The following is a 23,441-nucleotide window of genomic DNA, read 5'->3' on the forward strand; positions in this document are numbered from 1 at the left end:
GGCCGGTCCTCTTTTCGAGCCCCACGCGCGCGTGCCCTCCCTGCCGGGGGTGCGCTGCTCCCTAGCATCAGGGACATGTCGGGCATCTCGGGCTTGCGAACATGGGTGGCGGAGCGTCCTCCGGCGGCGGGCACCGCCGTCATGGCGACCGCAGTGATCTCCATCGGTCTGCGGCTGGCGGGCGTCGAGGTGGTGTCCCGGATCTTCCTGGTACTGGCCTGCCTCGCCTGGCTGACCCTCGCCGCGACCTTCGCCGTACGACTGGCGGGGCAGCGGGGACGCTGGGCGGAGGAGGCCCGCGACCCGGCCGCGCTCACGGCGGTGGCGGCCACCGCCGTGCTCGGCACCCGGATCTCGCTGCTCGGCCTCCAGCCACCGGCCGTGGCCCTGCTGGCGCTGTCGGCGGCCCTCTGGCCGGTGCTGCTGGTCGCCGTGCTGCGGAACTGGGGGCAGCGCATGCCGGGCACGGTGTTCATGTGTTGCGCGGCCACACAGGCGCTCGCCGTGCTGGCGGCCACCCTGGCCGGGGCCGAGGCGACGGCCTGGCTCGCGCACGCCGCGCTGGTGCTGTTCTGGCTGGGCCTGCTGCTCTACGCCCTCGCCCTGCCCCGCTTCGACTCCCGCCAGGTGCTCCAGGGGCCGGGCGACCACTGGATCGCGGGCGGCGCGCTGTCCATCTCGGCACTGGCCGGGAGCCGGCTGGTCTCCGCCGACAGCGCGCGGCTGTACCTGTGGAACAAGGACGACAGCGGCGTCCTGCACCAGGTCACCGCGATCCTGCTGGTCCTGGACCTGGCCTGCTACGCGGTGCTGGTGCTGGCCGAGCTGGCGCGCCCCCGGCCGCGCTACGGGCTGCTGCGCTGGGCCACCGTGTTCTCGATGGGGATGACGGCGGCGGCGACCCTCGCGGTCGCGGCCGCGCTGGACGTGCCCTGGCTGAGCGGGCCGGGGAAGGTGCTGGTCTGGGTGGCGGTCGCGGTGTGGCTGGCGGCCGCCGCGGGCGCGGTGCTCGCGGCGCTCGCCGGGCACCGCGGCGCCGAGGGGGCGGGGACGCCGGACGTCACGTCCACAGCACGGCGATGAAGATGTTCGCCGTCGTCAGGGCGCCGACCAGCCCGAACATGCCCTTGTCGACCGTCTCCTCGTCGCGCTTCACGTAGACCAGGCCGAGGATCACGATCAGCAGCGCCAGCTTGATGCCGATCTTGATGTTGTTGACGTGGTGGCCGTCCGCCTCGTTGAGGCCGACCAGCACCACACCGGTGACCAGCATGGTGATCGCACCGTGCAGCATGGCGGGCACGAAGCGGGCCGTACCGCGGCCCATCGCCTTCATCTGGGTGAGGAAGCCGCCGAGCAGCGCGGCGATGCCGATGATGTGCAGGGCGACGAAGACATGGATGAGTACGGTCATGGGAACCGAGCCTAGTTCCCGACATCCCGTCGGCACCGTACCGGGCCCCCGTCCGGCCCACGCCTCCCGCCGATCTCACCCGCTCGCGGGCGCACCGGTCATAGCACCCCCTGTCTCGCTCGGGCCCCGTCTTCCCCTCATTGATCACCAGGCTTCGGTTGGGCACCTCCACCACTTCGACATCCCGGTCGGAACCGGTCACATAACGGCCCGTCGAGGACAGTTCCGCACACGCGTTACCAGGCTGTCACCAACCGGCCTAGCGTCCTCCCCCAGGTGACCGGCTCCCCACAGCCGCCCGGACCAGGGGCGGCAGCCGGACATCACCGCCGAGGACCGTCCGTCGGCCGCCGTCTCCCCTGTGCGGACGGCCGCCGGACACCGGCCGCCCCCACCAGGGTCCGGGTCCTCGGCCGTACGAGTCCCATGGAAGGACGTGACGGTCCAGGTGGCAGCGCACCGAAAGCTCCGAGCGCGCTCACTCAGCGGCAACACGGCCCGCACGGCCGCCACTCTCGCCCTGGCGGGAGCGGCCACCGCGACGGTCTTCGACGGAACGGGACACGCCGAGCCGCAACTCACCACCGCCCAGGTCAAGACCAAGGTGGACCGGCTGTACCGGGAGGCGGAGACCGCCACCGAGAAGTACAACGGCGCCCGCGAGAAGGCGAGTGCCGCCCAGCGCCGGCTGAACCGCCTGCGCGACGAGACCGCCCGCAGGCAGGACATACTCAACACCGCCCGCGAGGCCCTCGGTTCCTCCGCCGCCGCGCAGTACCGCGAGGGCGCGATCGCCCCGAGCTGGCAGCTCGCCCTCTCCAGCAGCCCCGACCGCTACCTGGACGACGCCGCCTTCGCCGAACGCGCCGGACACCGCCAGGCCCAGCAGGTGACCCGCGTCCGCGCCCAGCTCCGGGAGATCGAGCGGCTGCGCGGCGCGGCCCGCGTCGAGGCGAGGTCGGTGCGGTCCCGGCAGGCGGAGCTGAAGCGGCAGAAGGACGCCGTCACCACCAAGCTCAAGCAGGCCCGGCAGTTGCTCGCACGGCTCACCCCGCCGGAGCGGGAGAAGGCCGCCACCGGCACGGCTCCGGTTCCGGTCCGCGCCAACGCCGCCGGCCGCTCCGCCCCGACTCCGGCCGCCTACCGCAAGGCGTCCACCGGCCGCGTGACCACGCCCGCCGCACGGGTGTCCACGCCCACCTCCCGCGCCTCGGCCGCCGTCGCCTACGCCTACCGGAAGCTCGGCAGCCCCTACGTGTGGGGCGCGACCGGCCCCAACGCCTTCGACTGCTCGGGGCTGATCCAGGCCGCCTACCGCTCGGCCGGCATCTCCCTCCCCCGCACCACCTACGCCCAGATCAACGCGGGCCGGCGCGTCTCCCGCTCCCAGCTCCAGCCCGGCGACCTGGTGTTCTTCTACTCCGGTGTCAGCCACGTGGGGCTCTACATCGGGGGCGGCAAGATGATCCACGCGCCCAACCCCTCGGCGCCGGTGCGCATCGCGCCGATCAGCCAGATGCCGTTCGCCGGGGCCACTCGGGTGGCATGAGGCGGTCGCCGCGCGCCCGGGACAGTCCGAGGGCCGCCGCGCTCGTCGTGATCGCGCTCAGTACGGCGGTCACGGCGAAGCCGTACTCGATGCCCACGCGGTCGGTGAGCTGCGCGGCCAGCAGCATCACGACGACCGTGGCGGCCAGTCCCCCGGCGTTGGCCACCCCGAAGGCGCGGCCCGCCCGGTCCGCGCCCACCCCCGCCATCAGCAGGTTGCGCGAGGCGATCCGCGCCTGCCCGAAGACGAACGCCCCGACGGGCACCAGGAGCAGCACCCCCGCCACACCGAAGTGCGGCTGGAACACGAACAGCACCGCGCACGACAAGAACCCCGCGACCGCCGTCCCCAGGTCGCCGAAGCGGCGGCCCGAGACCTTGTACGCGGCCGTGGCCAGCAGGAACCCGAGGCTGCCGAACGCGTCGACGAGCCCGAACATCCCCGCGCCCATGTGCAGGTCCCCCAGCACGAACTTGGGCAGCAGGGCGTTGAACACCGTGACGACGACGCTTCCCTGGGCGAACAGCACGATGAGGCGGCCCATCGGCAGCGGGGTGGAATCCGGGATGCCGGGGACAGCGGCCGGGGTGTCCTCGCCCTGGGCGCGGGCGCCCCCGCCGCTTCCGTTGCCGTTGCCGTTGCCGACGGCCGTGAAGGCGGCCATTTCCTGCCCCCGTGGCCCGACCGCGGCCACGCACACCGCCGACACGGCGAACGTCCCGGCGTTGACCAGCAGCAACGGGATCGCCCCCACCATCTGCACGGCGAGCCCGCCGACTGTCGCGGAGAGCAGCATTCCGGCCTGGGTGGCCATCTCGTAGTGGGCGTTGAAGTGGCGCAGTCGCTCCGGCGGGATGCGCTCCTTGATCAGGGCGCTGCTGACCGGGAAGAACAGCGCGGCCAGCACGGCCAGGGCCAGGTTCGCCAGGTAGACCGCCGGTCCGGCGTCGCCACCGTGGCCGAGCCACAGCCACAGGGGGAGCGCCAGCGCCGTGACCGTGCTCGCCACGTCGCTGAACATCCACAGCGACCGCCGGTCGACGCGGTCGGCCAGCCGTCCGAAGAACGGCGAGAGCACCGCTTGCGGGATCGCGACGGCGATGAACAGCCATCCCACCGACATCATCGTGTGCTCGGTCCTGATGACCAGCAGCGCGCCGGAGATGAGCTGGACGTTGTTGCCGAGCGAGGTGACGAAGGCGGCCGACACCAGGAGCCGTCCGGTGCGCCGCGCATGCCGTTCCGTGATCATGCGCTCATTGAAGGGTGCTTCACTGCCACCTCGTGTCAGTGAAGTCGACGAAGATGGCGTGCGTGGCCATGACCGCGAGCCGTCTGCTCTCCCTCGTCCTGCTCCTGCAGAACCGCGGCCGTATGACGGCCCGGCAGCTCGCCACCGAGCTGGAGATATCGGTCCGCACGGTCTACCGCGACGTGGACGCGCTGTCCGCCGCGGGCGTCCCGGTCTACGGCGAGCCGGGCCACGCGGGCGGGTTCTCGCTGGTCGAGGGCTACCGCACCCGGCTGACCGGGCTGCACGGAGCCGAGGCGGACGCCCTCGCCCTGGCCGGTCTGCCCGGCCCCGCCTCCGAACTGGGACTCGGCGCCGATCTCGCGGCAGCCCAGCTCAAGCTCGACGCGGCCCTGCCACCGGCGCTGCGCGAGCGGGCAACACGGGTCCGCGAGCGGTTCCACCTGGACACCTCGCGCTGGTACCGCGACGCCGAGCAGGTCCCCCGGCTCACCGCCGTCGCCGAGGCGGTGTGGAACCGGCGGACGCTGCGTGTGCTCTACCGCCGCTGGGCCGAGCCGCAGGAGGTGGAGCGCGAACTGTGTCCCCTCGGCATCGTGCTCAAGGCCGGGGTCTGGTACGTCGTGGCGCAGTCCCCGCGCCGGGCGGCCGGCGAGGCCGGGGGCGCCGCCGTGCGGACCTACCGGGTGTCGCAGATCCTGCGGATGACCGACGCGGGCGGCGAGCCCTTCGAGCGGCCCACCGGCTTCGACCTGGCCGCGTACTGGCGCGCCTGGATCGCCGGCTTCGACGCGCACCGCTTCCGGGACCGCGCGGTGCTCCGCCTCTCGGCGCAGGCGTGGCGGCGGTTCGCGGAACAGGTGGACACGGCGGTCCTGGAGTCCGCCGAGACCCATGCGTGCCGGCCCGACCCGCAGGGCCGCGTCCGTACGGTCATCCCGGTCGAGTCGGTCGAGCACGCCACCGTCGAGGTGCTGCGCCTCGGTCCGGGCGTCGAGGTCCTCGAACCGCCCGAGCTGCGGGAGGCCGTGGCCGACGCCGCCCGCACGCTGCTGCGGCTCCACGAGACACCGGACCCGGCCTGACAGCCACGGCTGCGGCCACGAACACGGCCCCGGCTCACACCAGCCGGCGCGCCGTCGCCCAGCGGGTCAGCTCGTGCCGGTTGGAGAGCTGGAGCTTGCGCAGCACCGCGGAGACATGGGACTCAACCGTCTTCACCGAGATGAAGAGCTGTTTGCCGATCTCCTTGTAGGCGTAGCCGCGCGCGATCAGCCGCAGCACCTCACGCTCGCGCTGGGTGAGACGGTCCAGGTCCTCGTCGACCGGCGGGGCGTCGGTGGAGGCGAACGCGTCCAGCACGAAACCGGCCAGCCGGGGCGAGAAGACCGCGTCGCCCTCCTGCACCCGGAAGATCGAGTCGATCAGGTCGGACCCGGTGATGGTCTTGGTGACATAGCCGCGCGCCCCGCCCCGGATCACCCCGATCACGTCCTCCGCCGCGTCGGACACCGAGAGCGCGAGGAAGCGCACCGGCTGCTCGGGGTCCGCCATCAGGGCCGCGCTGCGCCGGAGCACCTCGACCCCGCCGCCGCCGGGCAGATGGACGTCGAGCAGGACGACCTCGGGCCGGGTCCTGGTGATGACCGCCACCGCCTGGTCGACGTCCGGAGCCTCACCGACCACCTCGACCCCGGTCCGCTCGGTCTGCCCGATCTCCGCCTGCACGCCGGTGCGGAACATGCGGTGGTCGTCGACGAGCACCACGCGCACATGGCGCCCGACCGTGCCGTCGGCGCCCCCGGCGCCTTCGGTCTTCTTCGCGGTGTCGCGTCCGGGATCGGCCACCTCCGCCTCCCCCGTCGTGCCGTTCGCCTCGGTCGCGTCACTCATGCCGTCTTCTCCGCCCTCTCCATCTCCAACTCGACTTCCGTGCCGCCGTCCGGCACCGACCGAAGCCGGGCCGTACCGCCGTTGCGCTCCATGCGCCCGATGATCGACTCCCTGACCCCCATGCGGTCGGCGGGTATGGAGTCGAGGTCGAATCCCGGACCCCGGTCGCGGACGGACACGAAGACCGTACGGCCCTCGACCTCCGCGTAGACCTGCACGGCACCGCCGTCGCCACCGTACTTGGCGGCGTTCACCATCGCTTCGCGCGCGGCCTGCATCTGTGCGGTCGTCCGGTCGTCCAGCGGGCAGTCGCCCACCACCACGACCTCTATGGGCACGCCGTGCTTGTCCTCCACCTCGGCCGCGTTGCGCCGCACCGCCTCCGCGACCGTGTCCGGCTCGTCGGCCTCGTCCTTGCCGGTGCCCTCCGGCTTGTACAGCCAGGTGCGCAGGTCCCGCTCCTGCGCGCGGGCCAGGCGGCGCACCTCCCCGGCGTTGTCCGCGTTGCGCTGTATCAGGGTGAGGGTGTGCAGCACCGAGTCGTGGACGTGCGCGGCGACCTCGGCCCGCTCCTGGGCGCGGATGCGCATCAGGCGTTCCTCGGACAGGTCCTGGGTCACGCGGACGAGATAGGGGCCGGCGAGCAGGGTGATGCCGACGAGCACGGCGAGCGCCGCCTCCAGCACCGCGCCCAGGTGGGCGGCGGACACCTGCATCAGGAAGATCGCGGAGACCCCGGCGGTGACCAGCAGCACGCCTACGGCCGCCCGGAGCAGGGTGAGCGTGCGCCGACGGCCGCCGACCTCGACCCAGCGGGCCCGGCGGGCGTTGTCCGCCTGTCGCCAGACCAGGGCGACACCGGCCGCGACCAGCACCACCGGCACCAGGTACGCCTTGGCCGTGTTGGTCAGGTTGACGCTGCCCAGGAAGACGATGGACACGATGACCATGAGGAGCAGCGCGACCATCTGCCCCTTGTCCGGCTTGCGGGCGACGAGTCTGCGGCGCCCCTCCGGCGAGGTCTCGGTGCCGACCAGCGAGGCGGGCTTGTGGTCGCCCACACCGCCGACGCCGAGCGGGACGAAGAACCAGAACGCGGCGTACAGCAGCGCACCGAGTCCGTTCGCCATGAGCAGGCCGACGAAGGCCAGCCGCACCCACACCACGGGCAGCCCGAGGTGCCCGGCGAGCCCCCGCGCCACTCCGCCCAGCCAGCGGCCGTCACCGCTGCGGTAGAGCTTGCGCGGCGGCCGCGGGTCTTCGAGTGGGAGTGCTGCGGCTTCCGGCATGCCAACGATGGTCACACGGCTGCGGGGGCCGGGGCATCAGGGTCCTCCCCCGAGACTCCCCTGATCTTCATCGGGGTTCCCCCCGAGTCCCGGCCGAGCGGTCAGAACGGGGGCCGGTGCCCGGAGTCGAACATCTCCCCCGCTCGTCTCAGGGGCGATTTCAGGGTTCGACCAGGGTCGACCCGACTGCCCACACGGCTCCCGGCCCGTCACCATGGACACATGACGGATCACGAGCACGCCGCGACGGGTCCGGGACCCGGCACCGGCCCACGCCCGGCCTCGGGCACCGGGCCGACGGATGCCGAACCCGCCGCGACGGAGCGGACGGGACCGGACCGGGCGGACACCACAGGAACACAGGAGACGCCCGCGGAAGCGGGGGGCACGGAGAGAGGGGGTGGAGGAGTGAGGAACACGGGAGAGAAGGACTCCGGCGCGACCGGGCCGACCGGGCCGGGGGAACCGGGAGCACAGAGCTGGGGATCACCGGGCGACGGATCACCGGGCTCGGCAGCACCGGGCTCGGGGGGCGCGGGACAAGCGGACACCCCGGCAGGGCACCGCACCGCCGAGACCCCCCGCCGCTTCCGCCGCAACCGCCGGCACAAGATGATCGCGGGCGTGTGCGCGGGCCTCGGCCGGCACACGGACATGGACCCGGTGATCTTCCGCATCACCCTGGCCGTGCTGGCCGCGACCGGCGGCATCGGCCTGATCTTCTACGGCTTCGCCTGGCTCCTGGTGCCCTACGACGACGAGGAGGAGAACGAGGTCCGCAAGCTGCTGACCGGCCGGGTCGACGGCCAGGCGCTGGCCGCCGTCCTGTTCGCCCTGATCGGCTGCGGGGTCATCCTGACCACCCTGCGCAACGGCGGGGTGCTGACCTTCGCCGTGGTGCTCTCCCTGCTGCTGGCCGGAGCCGGCTACTGGTCCCGGCACCGCGCCACCACCGACCCCGGCCCCTCCCCGAGCGCCGAGCCGAAGTCACCCAGGGGCCACCCCATAGCCGCACAGGCGGCGGCCGACGCCCCACCGGAGACCCAGGCACCGCCGATCTACTACAGCGCGCCCTCCTGGTGGCGGGACCCGATCGTCAAGGACGGCACCCACGTCGGCGGCACCGGGTACTTCTGGGGCCCCAGCGACGCCTACGAGCAGCACGTCTCGCCCTCCCCGCCGATCGAATTCATCATGCAGCTCCCCTGGCCGCACTCGCTCGCCGGGCGCATACCGAGCGACAAGCGGACCAGGCCCCGGGGGGCGCGCTGGATCAGCGGCTGGGTGTTCCTGCTGGCGCTGCTGGCGGGGTGGCTGGGCGGCAGCCGTACCTGGGAGACGCGACCGCTGGCCACCAGCCTCCAGACCGGGCTGGCCTGCGCGCTGGTGGTGTTCGGGCTGGGCATAGCCGTCAGCGCCTTCCTGGGGCGCACGGGGGGCGGGTCCGCCTTCCTGGCCCTGGTGACGGCGCTGCTGCTGGCCGGAAGCGCCGTGCTGCCGAGCGATGTCACCTCGCACTGGCGGCAGACGTCCTGGCGGCCGGCGGCCACGGCGGACGTCCGCCCCGTCTACGAACTGGGTTCCGGCTCGGCGACCCTCGACCTGACCAAGGTGCGCCTGACCAAGGACCAGACGGTGTCCACCCGGGCGGAGCTCGGCGCGGGCCGGCTGCGAGTGATCGTCCCGGCGGACACGGCGGCGGCGCTGAGCATCGACGTGGGGGTGGGCGACATCCGGCTTCCCGGTGACAACACGAAGGACGTGGACGTGCGGCCGGGCAGGCACGAGACGACGGATCTGGCGCCGGCCAAGGGCACCAAGGAGGCCGGTGTGCTGCGGATCGACCTGCATGTGGGCATCGGACAGGTGGAGGTCAGCCGTGCTGCGTCATGAGTTCCAGCCCGGCCGGCTGGTCGGCGGGGTCTGCCTGACCGTCGCGGGCGCCCTCTACCTGGGGGACGTGCGCGGGCTGTGGGACATACCGTGGTTCACGGCGATCCCCCTGGCCGTGGGCGGCCTGTTCCTGGCGGGCGTGACGACCGCCCTCACCCGCGCCATACGCAGAAGGAACGGCGCCGAGGACGAGAAGGTCTGAGCCCCCCCCGGCCGGTCCCGGCCGGTCCCGCCCCGCCGAGCCGGACTCGGGCTAGCGGTACCCGCCCGACCGGCGTCGGCGACGGTCACGGAGGGAGGCATCGACGGACAGATAGGGGGTGCCCGCGAGGACGAGGGGCAGCCAGGCCATCAGGTAGGCGAGGTCGTTGCCGTAGTAGTACGGGCTGGAGGCCCAGCTCACGGTCAGCCAGAGGCTCAGCGAGATCAGCGCGCCGCCGAGGGCGGCCAGCCGGCCGAGGAGTCCGATCAGGATGCCGATGCCGACGGCCAGTTCACCGAAGGCGATGGCGTAGCCGAAGCCGACGGGGCTCTTCAGGGCCAGGTCGACGAGGGCCGGGATGGCGGAGGAGTCGCGGACCCCGCGCATCGTGTCCCCCAGCGAACCGGCGCCGCCGGCCTTCATGAAGGCGCTGTCGGTGATCTTGTCCAGGCCCGCGTAGACGAAGGTGACGCCGAGGAAGATCCGGAGTGGGAGGAGGGCGTAACGGGCGGCGGTCGCCCGCCAGTCACGGTCTCCGTCGAGATGGGAGGTGTGCGTGTCCGTCCGCATACCGTGAGTCATCACTGTTAGCCGCCTCTCGCCCGCCGTCCCGGACCCCTCACCCGACGATACGTATGACGAAGGGAGCCGGTTCAATCCTCCCCGGACGATTTTCCGGATATCGGTGCAGCGTACGGGGGATCAGTCCGTCACCTCGATGGGGTAGCGGTTGGTGGCCAGCCCCGCCGCCGTCACCACCTGCACCTCCACCGCGCCGGGCTCCACCTCGACCGGGACAGGGACGGTGAGGACGGTGTCGGAGGGGTTGCGGAAGCCGCCGGCGACCGGGACCAGGGGCACGTGGACGTCGACCGCGCCGATGCGGACGACCATGCGGGCGAGGCGGTCGGCACCCTGGGCGCCGGGCGGGACGAAACCGGTGCCGCGGATCTCGATGTCGTCCCCGGTGCGGATCGGGCCGTCCAGGTCGCCGGGCTCGCGGGCGCGGACCACGGAGAGCACCACCGGACGGCCGCCCTCGGCGTACTTGCCCGCCAGGTAGGTGGCCGCCGAGATCAGCACCAGCACGGCCAGCCCCCAGGGCAGGTCGGGCAGTTGGTCGGGGCGGCGGCCGAGGCGGACGGCGGCGAAGACCAGGGCGACGGCGCTGATGACGACGTACTGGATGTCGGCGAAGGCACCCCGGCCGGCGTCGTCGGTGAGCAGGTCGGCGGCGCGCGGCCGGTGCGCCGGGACCTTCTGGAGGCGCTGGCCGAGGACACGCAGGCCGACCACCCGGCGCACCAGGACCGCGATGCCGCACACCACGGCGAGGACGGTCACCACACCGGCACCACGGGCGAGGTCGAGACCGGCGAGGAGGGAGTCACGTTCGGCAGGATCGGAGGCGGTGGCGAGGCGCCCCGCGAGGAGGAGGACGGCGTAGGCGACGAAGAGCACCCAGCAGGCGGCGACCGTGCGGGAGGTGGACATCCGGTTGTCCTCGCCGATCATCGGGGCCAGCGCCCCGCCGCGCGCCCGGTGGAAGAACCCGGCGAGGCTCAGCGCGCCCGCGACGGCCACCGCGGCGAGGAGTCCGGCGGTGCGGGCGCTGCTCCAGCCCGCGCCGATCGCGGTGAGGGCCTGGACGAGCAGCAGGATCACCACGGCGCCCCAGGCCAGGCAGGCGGTGCGGGTCCAGAGGCCGGCGAGCCAGGCGTCGCCCTCGGCGCGGCCGCGTTCGGCGACGGCCTCGGCGCGCTGGGCGAGTTCGGCGGAGATCCACTGGCGGGACGCCGAGGCGGAGTGGGCCACCGCCGGGGGCAGCCCGCGTCCGGCGGCGAACTCGTCGCGGCCCTGCCGGAAGGCGGCCAGCGCCCGCCGGTGCCCTTCGCGCGCCCCGTGCGGGCAGTCCCCGCACGCGCAGCCGCCCCCGTGGGCCCCCGCGCCGTCCGCCGCGCCCTGCCTCGCCTCCTGCACCGCCACGACCGACGCCCGCCTTCCCCGCTGCCCGAGATCCCGGAACACGGCCGTCACGCACAGTGCGTGCGGTGGCCGAGCAACTCCCCTGTGAACAAGGCGAATTGTGCCCTACGCCGGGCACCTCGGGTTCGCCGGTCCGCGCAGGGCGGAAAGGACCGCCCATCCTGCTGACCCGCTCGCACGCCTGTCCGAGACGACCCGAGCCGGCCGGGGCGGGCGGCTCAGCTCAGCAGGTCCGGTTCGCTGCGGCTGATGTCCTGCCAGAGGGGCTGGTAGTTGATCCAGGCCACGAGGTCGCCGCCGAGCTGTTCGCGGGTGGCGACGGCCTGCCGGTGCTCGATGAGGACCGGGCGGCCGGCGGCCTCGGCGGTGAGCTGGACCTGGCAGGAGCGTTCCATGGACATGAACCACCAGGCGGCCGCGTCGACCGAGTCCCCGACGGTGAGCAGCCCGTGGTTGCGCAGCACCAGGGCCTTGCTGGAGCCGAGCGCGGAGGCGATGCGGCGGCCCTCCTCGGCGTCGACGGTGACGCCGGTGTAGGAGTCGTAGAGCGCGGTGTCCTCGTAGAAGGCGCAGCTCTCCTGGGTGATGGGGTCGGGGACCTCACCGAGCGAGGCGAGCGCGCGGCCGTGCACGGAGTGGCAGTGGGCGACGGCGACGACGTCCGGGCGGGCCGCGTGGACCGCCGCGTGCACGGTGAAGGCGGCCTGGTTGACGTGGTAGCCGCCCTCGACGACCTGGCCGTCCTGGTTGGCCAGGACCAGGTCGCTCACGGTGACGTGCTTGAAGGGCATCCCGAAGGGGTTGACCCAGAAGCAGTCGCTGAACTCCGGATCGCGGGCGGTGATGTGGCCCGACACGCCGTCCTCGAACCCGGCGCGCCCGAAGAGCCGCAGGGCGCCCGCGAGGCGCTCCTTGCGGTGGCGGCGTTCCTCGTCGACCGACTCGTGCATGGGCGGCATGGCGAACCGCAGCTTGTCGGTCGGCAGCGGCGAGGGAGGGGTGGGCCGGTGCATGAGTCCTCCAGCGCTGGGGTGCTTTACGGACCGGAAGTTACCGTCGGGTGGCGGGGTACCAAAAGGGGCCGGGGCAGCGAAAAAGAGGTGGAACGGCCGGAGCCGTTCCACCTCGGGCGGTGCCGGTCAGCGGGCCGGCACCCAGGTCACTCCCACTCGATGGTGCCCGGCGGCTTGGAGGTCACGTCGACGACGACGCGGTTGACGTCGCGGACCTCGTTGGTGATCCGGGTGGAGATCTTCGCCAGCACGTCGTAGGGCAGCCGGGACCAGTCGGCGGTCATGGCGTCCTCGGAGGAGACCGGGCGCAGCACGATCGGGTGGCCGTAGGTGCGGCCGTCGCCCTGGACGCCGACCGAGCGGACGTCGGCGAGCAGCACGACCGGGCACTGCCAGATCTCGCGGTCCAGACCGGCGGCGGTCAGCTCCTCGCGGGCGATGGCGTCGGCTTCGCGCAGCAGGTCCAGGCGCTCCTTGGTGACGTCACCGACGATGCGGATGCCGAGGCCGGGGCCGGGGAACGGCTGGCGCTGGACGATCTCCTCGGGCAGGCCGAGCTCCTGGCCCACCATGCGGACCTCGTCCTTGAACAGCTTGCGCAGCGGCTCGATGAGCTGGAACTCGAGGTCCTCGGGGAGGCCGCCGACGTTGTGGTGCGACTTGATGTTGGCGGTGCCGGTGCCGCCGCCGGACTCGACCACGTCCGGGTACAGGGTGCCCTGCACCAGGAACTCCACGGCCGGGCCCTCGTCCGCGATGATCTCGGCCTGGGCCTGCTCGAAGACGCGGATGAACTCGCGCCCGATGATCTTCCGCTTCTCCTCGGGGTCGGAGACCCCGGCGAGCGCCTTCAGGAAGCGCTCCTCGGCGTCGACCACCTTGAGCTGCACGCCGGTGGCGGCGACGAAGTCCTTCTCGACCTGCTCGGTCTCGCCCTTGCGCATCAGACCGTGGTCGACGTAGACGCAGGTGAGCTGGGAGCCGATGGCCTTCTGCACCAGGGCGGCGGCGACGGCGGAGTCCACGCCGCCGGACAGGCCGCAGATGGCGCGCTTGTCGCCGACCTGCTCGCGGATCGCGGCGACCTGCTCCTCGATGACGTTGCCCGTGGTCCAGGACGGGGTCAGGCCCGCGCCCCGGTACAGGAAGTGCTCCAGCACCTGCTGGCCGTGCGTGGAGTGCATGACCTCGGGGTGGTACTGGACGCCGTAGAGCCTCTTCTCGTCGTTCTCGAAGGCGGCGACCGGGACCACGTCGGTGGAGGCGGTGACGGTGAAGCCCTCGGGGGCGGCGGAGCAGGCGTCGCCGTGGGACATCCACACGGGCTGCTCGTCCGGGGTGCCCTCGAACAGGGTGGAGCCGGACATGGAGACGTGCAGAGGGGTGCGGCCGTACTCGCGGGCGCCGCTGTTGTCGACGGTGCCGCCGAGCGTCTGCGCCATGAGCTGGAAGCCGTAGCACATGCCGAAGACGGGGACACCGGCCTCGAAGAGGTCGCCGTCGAGCTGCGGGGCGTTCTCCTCGTAGACCGAGGAGGGGCCTCCGGAGAGGATGATCGCCGCGGGGTTCTTGGCGAGCATCTCGGCCACCGGCATGCTGCTGGGCACGATCTCGCTGTAGACCCGCGCCTCGCGGACGCGACGGGCGATGAGCTGGGCGTACTGCGCGCCGAAGTCGACGACCAGAACGGTGTCGGGGGCGTCGGCAGACTGGGTCGCTGATGACACGGGGTGCCTTCCGGCGGTGGGGCGGGGGTCTGTATGACCGATTCTAACGGGGTGGGCGCCGACCCCCTCCCGGACGGCGGAGGCGGATGTCCACAGGCGGTCCGGGGTGACGGACAGCCGTGGCATACTGACCCCGTGTTCACCCAGACGACGTACCTCTTTACCTATGGCACCGGGCCCGCCGGCTGCCATGGTCGTTCTGCTTGAGCACATAACAAGCGACTTCCGACAGGCGCTCCGGGCCGACAAGGCCCGGAGCGCCTGTCGTCTTTCCGGGTCCTGCCGGTCCGGGGCGGCCACCAGCCACCTGGAGCCCCGCATGACCACCGCCACCCCGCACACCCCGCACACCCCGCACACCGGGCCCGAGCGCACCATCGACGACGCCCGCGAGCGCATCGACGCGCTCGACGACCGGATCATCGGCCTCGTCCAGGAGCGGATGGCCGTCTCCGCCGTCGTCCAGCAGACCCGGATCGCCTCCGGTGGCCGCCGGGTGAGCCTGTCCCGCGAGATGGAGATCCTCGGCCGCTACCGGGACGCCCTCGGCAAGCCCGGCACCGCGCTCGCCATGACCCTGCTGGAGCTGTGCCGGGGTCGCATCTGAGTTCGGTGCCGCTCTCACCCGTACGGCGCGTGACCGGCCGGCGCGACGCTTCGTTGAGCCCCATGTCCGTGCCAGCCAGGGGCGGGCCCGACAGAACCACGCGTGGCTCGCCGGGGCGATGAGGGGTACGGGTCGTGCCGTACACCGTGGGACCTCGTCCCGGAACAGTGACCGGACGGCAGGGGACAGCAGCCCGGTCACCCAAGAGAACGGCCGGCTCCGGGGACGCCCGGGGCCGTCCGGCGGACAACTGCACACATGAACCCGTGCCGGACCGGCCGGCCGCCAACGCCTCAGGGCGTGCGGCCCGCAGCGCACCCTCCCCCCTGTCCCCCGCGCGTCCCCGGCACCCTCCCGCACCACCACCGCCACCGGTGCGGACATTCGAGGCGGGCGGCGCGACCCCCCGGCGCCGCTTCCCCGGCACCGGCACCTCCCTGACGCCGGTGCCGACGACAAGGGCCCCGCGGCCGAGTCCCGCGGGGCCCTTCGTCATGTCCGCCCGCCACACATGTCCGGCCGTCACACGCACCCCTTGATGTGATCGACGCCACACCTGAATGCGGGCCACCGGATACAACCCCCGGTCGTCCTCACGCATCGAACCAGGCACCGGGATCAAGAAAACGGTGAGAATCGAGGGACCTGCGTTCGGAGGGGGACGCAGGTCCCTGTCTCTTTCCCGCAGAGGTTCAGCCCTTCTTGCGGGGCACCTCCGGCACCGCCAGCAGCGGCAGCCGCAGCGCGCCGAAGGCGTCCGCCGGCACCGCGGGAGTACGCGGTGCCACCGCCTCCAGCCGCTCGTACGCCGCCCCCGGCGCCGGCCGCGGGTCCTCCTCGCCCTTGTTCGGCCAGAACGACATGGCCCGCTCGGCCTGCGCGGTGATCGTCAGCGACGGGTTCACCCCCAGGTTCGCGGAGACCGCCGCCCCGTCCACCACCGAGATGCCGGGGTGCCCGTACAGCCGGTGGTACGGGTCGATCACGCCGGTCTCGGCGGAGTCGCCGATGGGACAGCCGCCGAGGAAGTGCGCGGTCAGCGGGGTGCCCATCAGCTCGCCGACGTTGCTGCCGGCGAAGCCGTTGATCTCGGCGGCGAGCGCGGAGGCGGCCTCGGTGGCGGCCTTGATCTGGGTCGGGTTGGGCGCGCCGTGGCCCTGCCGGGCGGTCAGCAGGCCCTTGCCGACGCCGCCGGGCTTCAGGTACGTCGTCAGGGAGTTGTCCAGCGACTGCATCACCAGGCCGATGATGGTCCGCTCCGACCAGCGCCGGTTGGAGACCGAGCGGACGAGCTGCACCGGGTGCCGGGCCGCGTGCGCGAGCCAGCCGAGGACGCGCGAGGAGCCCTCGGCGTAGGGCACCTGGAGGATGGTGAGGCCGCCCATCGAGTTGGAGCCCTTGCCGTAGCGGACCGGCTCGATGTGCGTGTCGGCGTCCGGGTGGACGGAGGAGGTGATGGCCACCCCGCGCGTGAAGTCGACCTTGTCCTTGCCGTGTGCCTTGCGGTAGCGCCGGTCGTCGGTCTGGGCGCCGACCAGGGCCTCGGAGTTGGTGCGGGTGAGGTCACCGAGCCGGGGGCTGAGGTGGGGCAGCAGATGGCTGGCCTTCATGCGGTGCAGCAGGGTCTGGGTGCCGTAGGTGCCGGCCGCGAGGACCACCCGGCGGGCGGTGAACAGCCGTCCCTTGCCGGTGCGTTTGCGGTCGGTCGGCAGGGTGGCGACCGCGTAGCCGCCGCGCGAGTCGTCCGTGACGGAGACGACGGTGGTCAGCGGGTGCACCACCGCGCCCGCCTTCTCCGCGAGGTAGAGGTAGTTCTCGTTGAGGGTGTTCTTCGCGCCGTGCCGGCACCCGGTCATGCACTCGCCGCACTCGGTGCACGCCCGCCGCGCGGGCCCGGCGCCCCCGAAGTACGGGTCCGCGACCTGCTCGCCGGGCCGCGCCTTGGCCGCGCCGTCGGCGTCCTCGCCGTCCCCGAAGAACACGCCGACCGGCGCCATGTGGAAGGTGTCACCGACGCCCATCCGCTGCGCCGCCGCCTTCAGGTGCGTGTCGGAGGGCGTGGTCGTCGGGTTCAGCCGGACCCCCAGCATCCGCTTGGCCTGGTCGTAGTACGGCGACAGCTCGTCCTGCCAGTCGGTGATGTGCCGCCACTGGGCGTCCTCGAAGAACGGCTTCGGCGGTACGTACAGCGTGTTGGCGTAGTTGAGGGAGCCGCCGCCGACGCCCGCGCCGGCCAGCACCATGACGTTGCCCAGCAGATGGATGCGCTGGATGCCGTACAGGCCGAGCCTGGGGGCCCAGAGGTAGTTGCGCAGGTCCCAGGAGTTGCGGGGCAGGGTGGCCGGGGTGAAGCGGCGGCCCGCCTCCAGGACGCCGACGCGGTAGCCCTTCTCGGTCAGGCGCAGGGCGGTCACCGAGCCGCCGAAGCCGGAGCCGACCACGAGCACGTCGTAGTCGTAACCGTCGTCGCGCCCTTCGCGCCCTTCGCGCCCTTCCTCGGTCCGGGTGGGGACAGTCTTCTCCTGCGGCACGTGCTCTCCTCGTCGAGAACGGTGGTGGAACGGGCGGGTCGGACGGCGATACGACGGTCAGCGGAAGCGGAGCGCCTTCATCACCTTCAGGCTGCGGCTCATGAAGGCCGCGTACGCGGCGTCGTCCATGCCGAGCGAGGGCGCCATGGGCAGCAGCCGCTGGCGGGCGACGGTCTGGGCCTCGGTGTACTTGAGGATGCCCTCGGAGCCGTGGCGGCGGCCGAGTCCGGAGTCCTTCATGCCGCCCATCGGGGACTGCGCGCTGCCGTACGCGGGGGCGTACCCCTCGTTGACGTTGACCGTGCCGGTGCGCAGCCGGGCGGCAATGTCCAGGCCCCGCTTCGCACTGGTCGTCCACACCGAGGCGTTGAGGCCGTACGGGGTGGCGTTGGCGCGCTCCACGGCCTCGTCGTCCGAGCCGAAGCGGTAGACGGAGACGACCGGGCCGAAGGTCTCCTCGGCGCAGACGGACATGGTGTCGTCGACGCCGTCGAGGATGGTCGGCTCGAAGAAGTACGGGCCGATGTCGGGCCGGGCCACCCCGCCCGCGAGCACCTTGGCGCCCTTGGCGACCGCCTCGGTCACATGCGCCTCGACGGCCTTGAGCTGGCGTTCCCCGGCCAGCGAGCCCATGTCGGCGCCGTAGGCGAGGGCGGTGCCGAGCCGCATGGCCTTCGTGCGGGCGGCGAAGCGCTCCAGGAAGGCGTCGGCGATGGACTCGTGGACGAACAGCCGCTCGATGGAGATGCAGAGCTGCCCGGCCGAGGAGAAGCAGGCGCGTACGGCACCGGCGGCGGCCTTCTCGATGTCGGCGTCCTGAAGGACCAGCATGGCGTTCTTGCCGCCGAGTTCGAGGGAGACGCCGATCAGACGGGCGGCGGCGCCCTGGGCGACCTCGCGGCCGGTGCGGGTGGAGCCGGTGAAGGAGACGTAGTCGGCGTGCCGGACGATCTCCGGGCCGACCACCGGGCCCTCCCCGAGGACCACTTGGAAGACCCCGGCGGGCAGGCCGGCCTCGATCAGCAGGTCACGGGCCCACAGGGCGGTCAGGCAGGTCTCGGTGTCGGGCTTCATCACGACCGCGTTGCCGGTGACGAAGGCGGGCAGGGCGTCGCCGACGGAGAGTTCGAGCGGGTAGTTCCAGGGGGCGATCTGGCCCACGACCCCGCGCGGGTGCCGCAGTTCGGTCACCTTGGTCAGGGTCGGCATGGCGCCGGTGTGCCGCTTGGGCCGCAGGTAGGCGGGGGCGCGGCGGCCGTAGTGCCGGGCGGCGACGACGACGGCCTGCACTTCTTCGTGGGCGTGCAGCCGGGCCTTGCCGGTCTCCAACTGGATGAGGTCGAGCACCTCCGACTGGCGCTCCAGCACCAGGTCGTGGAAGCGCAGCAGCACGGCGGCCCGTTCGCGCACCGGGGTCCGCTCCCACACCCGCTGGGCGGCGCGGGCGGCCTCGAAGGCGGCGGCGACGTCGTCCGGGGTGGACTCGGGCAGGTCGGCGAGCTTGGCGCCGGTGAGCGGGGTGTGGTTGCTGGTCCGGCCCGAGCCGGTGACGCCCTTGGTGAGCTGGGCCAGCAGCTCGGGGGTGACCACGTCGGCGGCGGTGCGCACGCCCTCGGGGGCCGGGGCGATCGGGTTGGTGCCGGTGACTTCCGGGGCCTGCGTGTCCGTCATGAGCCGCAGGGTATGCCGGTGGCCGCTCTTTCGGTACCCGTCGGTAACGGGGTTTCACCGGCCGCACACATACCGCCAGTGATCACTGGCGGTAAACGTGCTGATCAGCGCGTTGTCGGCGCGGGTCACTCGGCGCCGGGTTTTTTCGACAGCAGCAGCCCGAGGGCCGCGAGCGGGGTGCGGCGGACGACGGGGGCGGGGGTCACAACAGTCCGTGTCGGTTCCCTCACGGGTTCGGGTTCCGGCTCCTCGGGCTTCACCCCGGCGCATCCCTCCAGCTCCGCCGCCACCTCCGCCGCGTCCGGCCGGGCGTCGGGGTCCGGGGTGCGCAGGTGGTCCAGCAGGGGGGCGAGCGGGCCGGGGTCGCCGTCCGTCATGGCGGCGAGCAGCGCGCCGAGCGACCACAGGTCGGAGGCCGGCCCGGCACCCCGCCCGGACGCCCGCTCCGGCGCGACGAACCCCTCGGGGGCGTCCTCGGCGTGCCCGTCGCCGATCCCGAAGTCGGTGACGACCACGCGCCCGGTACCCGACTCGATCAGCACGTTGGCGGGCTTGATGTCCCGGTGCACGATCCCGACGGCGTGCGCGGCACGCAGCGCGCCCAGCACGGCGAGCCCGATCCTGGCCGCCTCTTCGGGCGGCAGCACACCCCGCCGTACGGTCTCCCGCAGCGACTCGCCCTCCACCCACTCCATGACGATCCAGGGCAGCCCGCCCTCGACGACCACGTCCCGGACCCGTACGGCCGACGGATGGCGCACGCGAGCGGCGGCACCCGCCTCGCGCCGGAGCCGGTGCGCGGTCCGCCCGGCCTCCTCGCCCGCCCGATCGCCGGACAGCCGGGGCTCCTTGACGGCGACCGGGTCCCCGTCCCGCTCGTCGCGGGCACGCCAGACGGTGCCGGTCGGCCCGGCCCCGACGCGTTCGAGGAGCCGGTAGCGCCCGCCGAGCGGGGGTCCGTCGAGCGGGGGTGCGCCGTCGTCACTCATGACCCATCAGTACCGCGCGCACCCGGCGCTTGTCGACGCGGGCGCACGCCTTCAACTCGGCGGTTTTCAGGGCTTGTCGAAGCGCACCCCGGCGATGGCCTCCCGCGCCGCGGTACCGGGTGCCGGTCCGGTGGGCGCGGCCCGGGGTCCGGTCAGGGGGCCGTGACGGTGAAGGTGTCCACGGCCACGTCGAAGTGCTCGCGGGCCTCGCGCACCTTGCCGACCGGGCCCGAGACCCACACGTCGTACATCCGGCCGCCCTCCTCCCAGCAGAGGTCGTAGGTGTGCCGGGCGCCCTCGGCGGGGGTGTAGCCGTTCCAGGTGAACTCCCAGAGGGCGGCGGGGTGTTTCTCGTGACTGGTCTCGGTGACACGGCCGTCGCGGTAGCCGGGGTTGTTGTCCGCGCCCTCGGCCGCGAGGCGTTCCAGGACGGCGGCGGGTCCGCCCGGCTCGGGCGGGGAGATCTTGATGCCGAGGCGGAAGGCTCCCCCGGCGGAGAGGTAGAAGACGCGCTCGCCCTGCCGTTCGCGGGTGAAGCCGTCCGGCACGGCCAGGGCGAAGCCCGCGGGGTCGCGGACGGTGCGGTAGCCGGAGGGCGCCCGGGTGCCGGTGGGGCCCGGTGTCCGGGAGGCGGAGGGGGCGCCGGGCGCGTCGTCGCCGCCGTCCCGGTGCTCGTGGAACATCAGCACCGCCGCCGACACCGCGGCTCCGGCCACCGCGGCGACCAGCAGGGCGGCGATCAGCCGGGCCCGTCTCGGGGACGCCGGCCGGGCGGGGCGGTACGGCAGTTCGGGTGGCGGCGTGTCGGACTTGGTGCCGCGTACCGCGCCGAGCAGCCGGAGGGTGCGCGCGGCGGCCGGAACACCGGACGCGGGCGGCATACTGCCGGTCTCCAGGTACGTCCGCAGCATGCGCTCGGCGTCGGCCGCGCCGAGCCGCAGTTCCGGGTCGCGCTCCAGCAGGCCCCGGACGACGGGGAGCAGCGGGCCGGCCTCGGCGGGCGGCCGGATCTCGTCGGTGACGACGGCGTGCAGGATGCCGCCGAGCGAGTCGCGCCGGAAGGGCGACGCGCCGCTGAGCGCGGCGCACAGCAGCGCGCCCAGCGACCACAGGTCGGAGGCGGGCCCGCCGCGCAGCCCCGACATCCGCTCCGGCGCGGTGTATTCGGGCGAGCCGACGAACGAACCGGTCTCGGTGAGCGTCGTCGCTCCCGCGACCCGGGCGATGCCGAAGTCGGTGAGCACGACCCGGTCGGTGCCGGACTCCAGCAGCACGTTGGCGGGCTTGATGTCCCGGTGCAGCACCCCGGCCGCGTGCGCGGTGGCCAGCGCGCTGAGCAGGTCGGCGCCGATCCGGGCGGCCTCGACGGCGTCCAGCGGGCCGCCGGTGGCGATGCGCTCGGCGAGCGAGCAGCCGTCGATCAGCTCCATGACGAGGTACGGGCGTTCGTCCTGCTCGACCACGTCGTGCACCACGATGATGTGCGGATGCCGCAACTGCGCGACCGCCCGCGCCTCCCGGAAGGAGTGCTCCCGCCGCCTGCGCGCGTCCTCTTCGGACAGCGAGTCGTCCAGGGTGAGTTCCTTGACGGCCACCTGACGCCCCAGCACCAGATCGTCGGCCCGCCAGACGACACCCATCCCGCCGCGTCCGATGCGCGCCTCGAGGCGGTAACGGCTCGCGACCACACGGAGGTCGTGCCCCTCGGTCCCCATACCGCCCATCATGCCGCACCGGACCCACCCCTTCCGGGGCGCTGACCGGCCAAGGTACGACAGTGGCGGCCGGTTCAGCCCTCCTGGAAGCTCCGCAGAATCCAGGTGAACTGCTTCTTGGTGGTGGGCCAGTCGTCGGCCGGGGAGGACGAGTAGAGGGCGTACTCGGTGTCGTCGGCGTTCATGTAGCCGACGTCGATGGCGTGGTACGGGCCCGGGAAGTAGTGGGGGCCGTCCTTGGCCAGGGCGTTCCAGGTGTACTCCCAGCGGGCGCCCGGCTCGTCACGGAAGACCTCTTCCTTGAGGACCAGCCGCTTGTACTCCAGCAGCCGGGCCGAGACCCGCTGGTCCAGGTCGGTCAGGTGCTCGTAGGAGGTGCGGAAGTCCGGGTCGGTGTCGACGGCCACCCGGACGAGGTGCTTGCCCTTGTCGGGCGAGTAGTCGACCTGCCGGATGCCGTCCTTGTCGATGGAGACGGACCGCTTCCAGCCCTTGGGCAGCGAGAGGCTGAAGCCGAACTCGTCGTCGTACCGCTGCCAGTCGTCGGGGACGGCGGTGGAGCCGTTCGTGGCCGAGGCCGACGGGCTGTCCGTGGGGTCGTTCCGGCCTGTCGCGTGGTGGCCGCCGCCCCACTGGAGGTAGCCGACGGCCAGGCTCGCGCCGAAGACCAGGACGGCCGCGGCGGCCAGGGCGAACATGCGGGTGCGGTGGCCCCGGCGGGCGGGGGTCACCGGGGTGACGGCGGTGTCGCGGGGCGCGGGGGCGGTGCTCTGCGGGGGCGGGGCCGGTGCGTACACCGGCGCGGTCCGCGTCCTGCGGCCCGCCGCCGCGTCGTCCAGCATGCGCTCGGCCGTGGACAGGTCCGGGCGGCGGGCCGGGTCCTTGTGCAGGAAGGCGGCGATGACCGGGGCGAGGGGACCGGCGTTCCGGGGCTCCTCGGCGTCCTCCTCCACCACGGCCTGCATGGTGCCCAGGGCGGAGGTGCGGCGGAAGGGCGAGCGTCCCTCGACGGCGGTGTACAGCGTCGCCCCGAGCGCCCACAGGTCGGAGGCGGGACCGGGGTCGTGCCCCCGTATTCGCTCCGGCGCGAGGTAGTCGACCGAGCCGACGACCTCACCGGTACGGGTGATGGTGCTGTCGCCCTCTATCTGCGCGATGCCGAAGTCGGTGAGCAGCACCCGGCCGTCCCGGCCGAGCAGGACGTTGCCGGGCTTCACATCGCGGTGCAGCACCCCCGCCGTGTGCGCCGCGCGCAGCGCCCGCAGCACCCACAGCCCGATCCGCGCGGCCTCGCGGGGCTCGATCCGCCCGCGCTCCTTGACCGCGTCGGCCAGCGACTCGCCCTCGACCAGCTCCATCACGATCCACGGGCGGCCGTCGTGCTCCAGCACGTCATGCACGGTGACCACGGCGGAGTGGTTGATGCGCGCGGCCGCGCGGGCCTCGGCGCGGGTACGGGCCAGCAGCACGTGCTGGTCGCTCTCGGAGACGTACAGCGCCGCGGTCAGCTCCTTGACGGCGACCTTCCGGTGCAGCACCTCGTCATGGGCGCGCCACACCCGTCCCATGCCGCCGCTGCCGATGGAATCGGTGAGCCGGTAGCGGCCCGCCACGAGCTGGCCCTGCATCTGATTCACGTTGCCCCGCAATGCTCTTGTCAGGGTCAGACTAGGGACCGGCCCCCGCCCAGGGAACCGGCGGGGTACCACG

The 23,441-nt window shown here is 73.1% G+C and carries 19 protein-coding genes; 6 read left to right on the forward strand and 13 right to left on the reverse strand.

Annotated elements, in window-relative coordinates:
• Window positions 1-75 precede the first annotated feature (75 nt).
• Window positions 76-1,083 carry an SLAC1 family transporter gene (locus tag ACZ3HQ_RS03845; protein WP_467507729.1) on the forward strand — a complete coding sequence of 336 codons (1,008 nt, stop codon included), beginning with the start codon at window positions 76-78 and terminating at the stop codon, window positions 1,081-1,083.
• On the opposite strand, the gene ACZ3HQ_RS03850 is transcribed toward ACZ3HQ_RS03845, so the two are convergent.
• The gene (locus tag ACZ3HQ_RS03850; protein ID WP_030811871.1) at window positions 1,061-1,414 is read right to left on the reverse strand and encodes a hypothetical protein; all 354 of its coding nucleotides are present in this window, start codon (window positions 1,412-1,414) and stop codon (window positions 1,061-1,063) included. The genes ACZ3HQ_RS03845 and ACZ3HQ_RS03850 overlap by 23 nt on opposite strands.
• A gap of 448 nt (window positions 1,415-1,862) precedes the next feature.
• Between ACZ3HQ_RS03850 and ACZ3HQ_RS03855 the strand changes: the two genes are divergently transcribed.
• Complete coding sequence (locus ACZ3HQ_RS03855; RefSeq protein WP_467507730.1) at window positions 1,863-2,963, forward strand: C40 family peptidase; 1,101 nt, start codon at window positions 1,863-1,865, stop codon at window positions 2,961-2,963.
• Here ACZ3HQ_RS03855 and ACZ3HQ_RS03860 read toward each other — a convergent pair.
• Window positions 2,923-4,215 carry an MFS transporter gene (locus ACZ3HQ_RS03860; RefSeq protein ID WP_467507732.1) on the reverse strand — a complete coding sequence of 431 codons (1,293 nt, stop codon included), beginning with the start codon at window positions 4,213-4,215 and terminating at the stop codon, window positions 2,923-2,925. The two genes, ACZ3HQ_RS03855 and ACZ3HQ_RS03860, sit on opposite strands and share 41 nt — an antisense overlap.
• 68 nt (window positions 4,216-4,283) lie before the next feature.
• Here ACZ3HQ_RS03860 and ACZ3HQ_RS03865 point away from each other — a divergent pair, with 68 nt between their 5' ends.
• The gene (locus ACZ3HQ_RS03865; protein ID WP_467507733.1) at window positions 4,284-5,300 is read left to right on the forward strand and encodes a helix-turn-helix transcriptional regulator; all 1,017 of its coding nucleotides are present in this window, start codon (window positions 4,284-4,286) and stop codon (window positions 5,298-5,300) included.
• A 34-nt stretch (window positions 5,301-5,334) separates the two neighbouring features.
• Here ACZ3HQ_RS03865 and ACZ3HQ_RS03870 read toward each other — a convergent pair whose 3' ends face one another.
• Both ACZ3HQ_RS03870 and ACZ3HQ_RS03875 read right to left on the reverse strand, forming a co-directional pair.
• On the reverse strand, window positions 5,335-6,108 hold the full coding sequence (locus tag ACZ3HQ_RS03870; protein ID WP_467507734.1) for a LuxR C-terminal-related transcriptional regulator: 774 nt from the start codon (window positions 6,106-6,108) through the stop codon (window positions 5,335-5,337).
• Complete coding sequence (locus tag ACZ3HQ_RS03875; protein ID WP_030811865.1) at window positions 6,105-7,397, reverse strand: PspC domain-containing protein; 1,293 nt, start codon at window positions 7,395-7,397, stop codon at window positions 6,105-6,107. The genes ACZ3HQ_RS03870 and ACZ3HQ_RS03875 overlap by 4 nt, the downstream gene beginning before the upstream one ends.
• Before the next feature lie 222 nt (window positions 7,398-7,619).
• Between ACZ3HQ_RS03875 and ACZ3HQ_RS03880 the strand changes: the two genes are divergently transcribed.
• Together ACZ3HQ_RS03880 and ACZ3HQ_RS03885 are read left to right on the forward strand one after the other, a co-directional pair.
• Window positions 7,620-9,290 (forward strand): PspC domain-containing protein, encoded by a 1,671-nt coding sequence (locus ACZ3HQ_RS03880; protein WP_467507737.1) that lies wholly within the window; start codon window positions 7,620-7,622, stop codon window positions 9,288-9,290.
• Complete coding sequence (locus tag ACZ3HQ_RS03885) at window positions 9,277-9,492, forward strand: hypothetical protein (protein WP_467507739.1); 216 nt, start codon at window positions 9,277-9,279, stop codon at window positions 9,490-9,492. The genes ACZ3HQ_RS03880 and ACZ3HQ_RS03885 overlap by 14 nt, the downstream gene beginning before the upstream one ends.
• A 51-nt stretch (window positions 9,493-9,543) precedes the next feature.
• On the opposite strand, the gene ACZ3HQ_RS03890 is transcribed toward ACZ3HQ_RS03885, so the two are convergent.
• The 4 genes from ACZ3HQ_RS03890 to guaA all read right to left on the reverse strand — a co-directional run bounded on the left by ACZ3HQ_RS03890 (window position 9,544) and on the right by guaA (window position 14,218).
• Window positions 9,544-10,074 carry a DoxX family membrane protein gene (locus tag ACZ3HQ_RS03890; protein ID WP_467507741.1) on the reverse strand — a complete coding sequence of 177 codons (531 nt, stop codon included), beginning with the start codon at window positions 10,072-10,074 and terminating at the stop codon, window positions 9,544-9,546.
• A 120-nt stretch (window positions 10,075-10,194) separates the two neighbouring features.
• The gene (locus tag ACZ3HQ_RS03895; protein ID WP_467507743.1) at window positions 10,195-11,478 is read right to left on the reverse strand and encodes a hypothetical protein; all 1,284 of its coding nucleotides are present in this window, start codon (window positions 11,476-11,478) and stop codon (window positions 10,195-10,197) included.
• Between the two features lie 218 nt (window positions 11,479-11,696).
• Window positions 11,697-12,491, reverse strand: a complete 795-nt coding sequence (locus ACZ3HQ_RS03900) for a class II aldolase/adducin family protein (protein ID WP_467507745.1) — start codon at window positions 12,489-12,491, stop codon at window positions 11,697-11,699.
• 146 nt (window positions 12,492-12,637) lie between these two features.
• Window positions 12,638-14,218 carry a glutamine-hydrolyzing GMP synthase gene (gene guaA / locus ACZ3HQ_RS03905; RefSeq protein ID WP_467507746.1) on the reverse strand — a complete coding sequence of 527 codons (1,581 nt, stop codon included), beginning with the start codon at window positions 14,216-14,218 and terminating at the stop codon, window positions 12,638-12,640.
• 319 nt (window positions 14,219-14,537) lie between these two features.
• On the opposite strand from guaA, the gene ACZ3HQ_RS03910 reads away from it, so the two are divergent.
• Window positions 14,538-14,825, forward strand: a complete 288-nt coding sequence (locus ACZ3HQ_RS03910; protein ID WP_467507748.1) for a chorismate mutase — start codon at window positions 14,538-14,540, stop codon at window positions 14,823-14,825.
• 692 nt (window positions 14,826-15,517) lie between these two features.
• On the opposite strand, the gene ACZ3HQ_RS03915 is transcribed toward ACZ3HQ_RS03910, so the two are convergent.
• The 5 genes from ACZ3HQ_RS03915 to ACZ3HQ_RS03935 form a co-directional block, all read right to left on the reverse strand.
• Window positions 15,518-17,356: a GMC family oxidoreductase N-terminal domain-containing protein gene (locus tag ACZ3HQ_RS03915; protein WP_467507750.1), complete on the reverse strand. Its 1,839-nt coding sequence runs from the start codon at window positions 17,354-17,356 to the stop codon at window positions 15,518-15,520.
• A 57-nt stretch (window positions 17,357-17,413) separates the two neighbouring features.
• Window positions 17,414-19,027, reverse strand: coding sequence for a succinic semialdehyde dehydrogenase (locus ACZ3HQ_RS03920; protein ID WP_467507752.1), 1,614 nt, complete (start codon window positions 19,025-19,027; stop codon window positions 17,414-17,416).
• Window positions 19,028-19,152: 125 nt separating this feature from the next.
• The gene (locus ACZ3HQ_RS03925) at window positions 19,153-20,016 is read right to left on the reverse strand and encodes a serine/threonine-protein kinase (protein ID WP_467507753.1); all 864 of its coding nucleotides are present in this window, start codon (window positions 20,014-20,016) and stop codon (window positions 19,153-19,155) included.
• Window positions 20,017-20,168: 152 nt separating this feature from the next.
• Window positions 20,169-21,731 carry a serine/threonine-protein kinase gene (locus ACZ3HQ_RS03930; protein ID WP_467507754.1) on the reverse strand — a complete coding sequence of 521 codons (1,563 nt, stop codon included), beginning with the start codon at window positions 21,729-21,731 and terminating at the stop codon, window positions 20,169-20,171.
• A 74-nt stretch (window positions 21,732-21,805) separates the two neighbouring features.
• A complete protein-coding gene (locus ACZ3HQ_RS03935) occupies window positions 21,806-23,359 on the reverse strand; it encodes a serine/threonine-protein kinase (RefSeq protein ID WP_467507755.1) in 1,554 nt (517 codons plus the stop codon).
• Window positions 23,360-23,441: the final 82 nt, after the last annotated feature.

The organism is Streptomyces sp. NPDC018263, assembly GCF_055562575.1.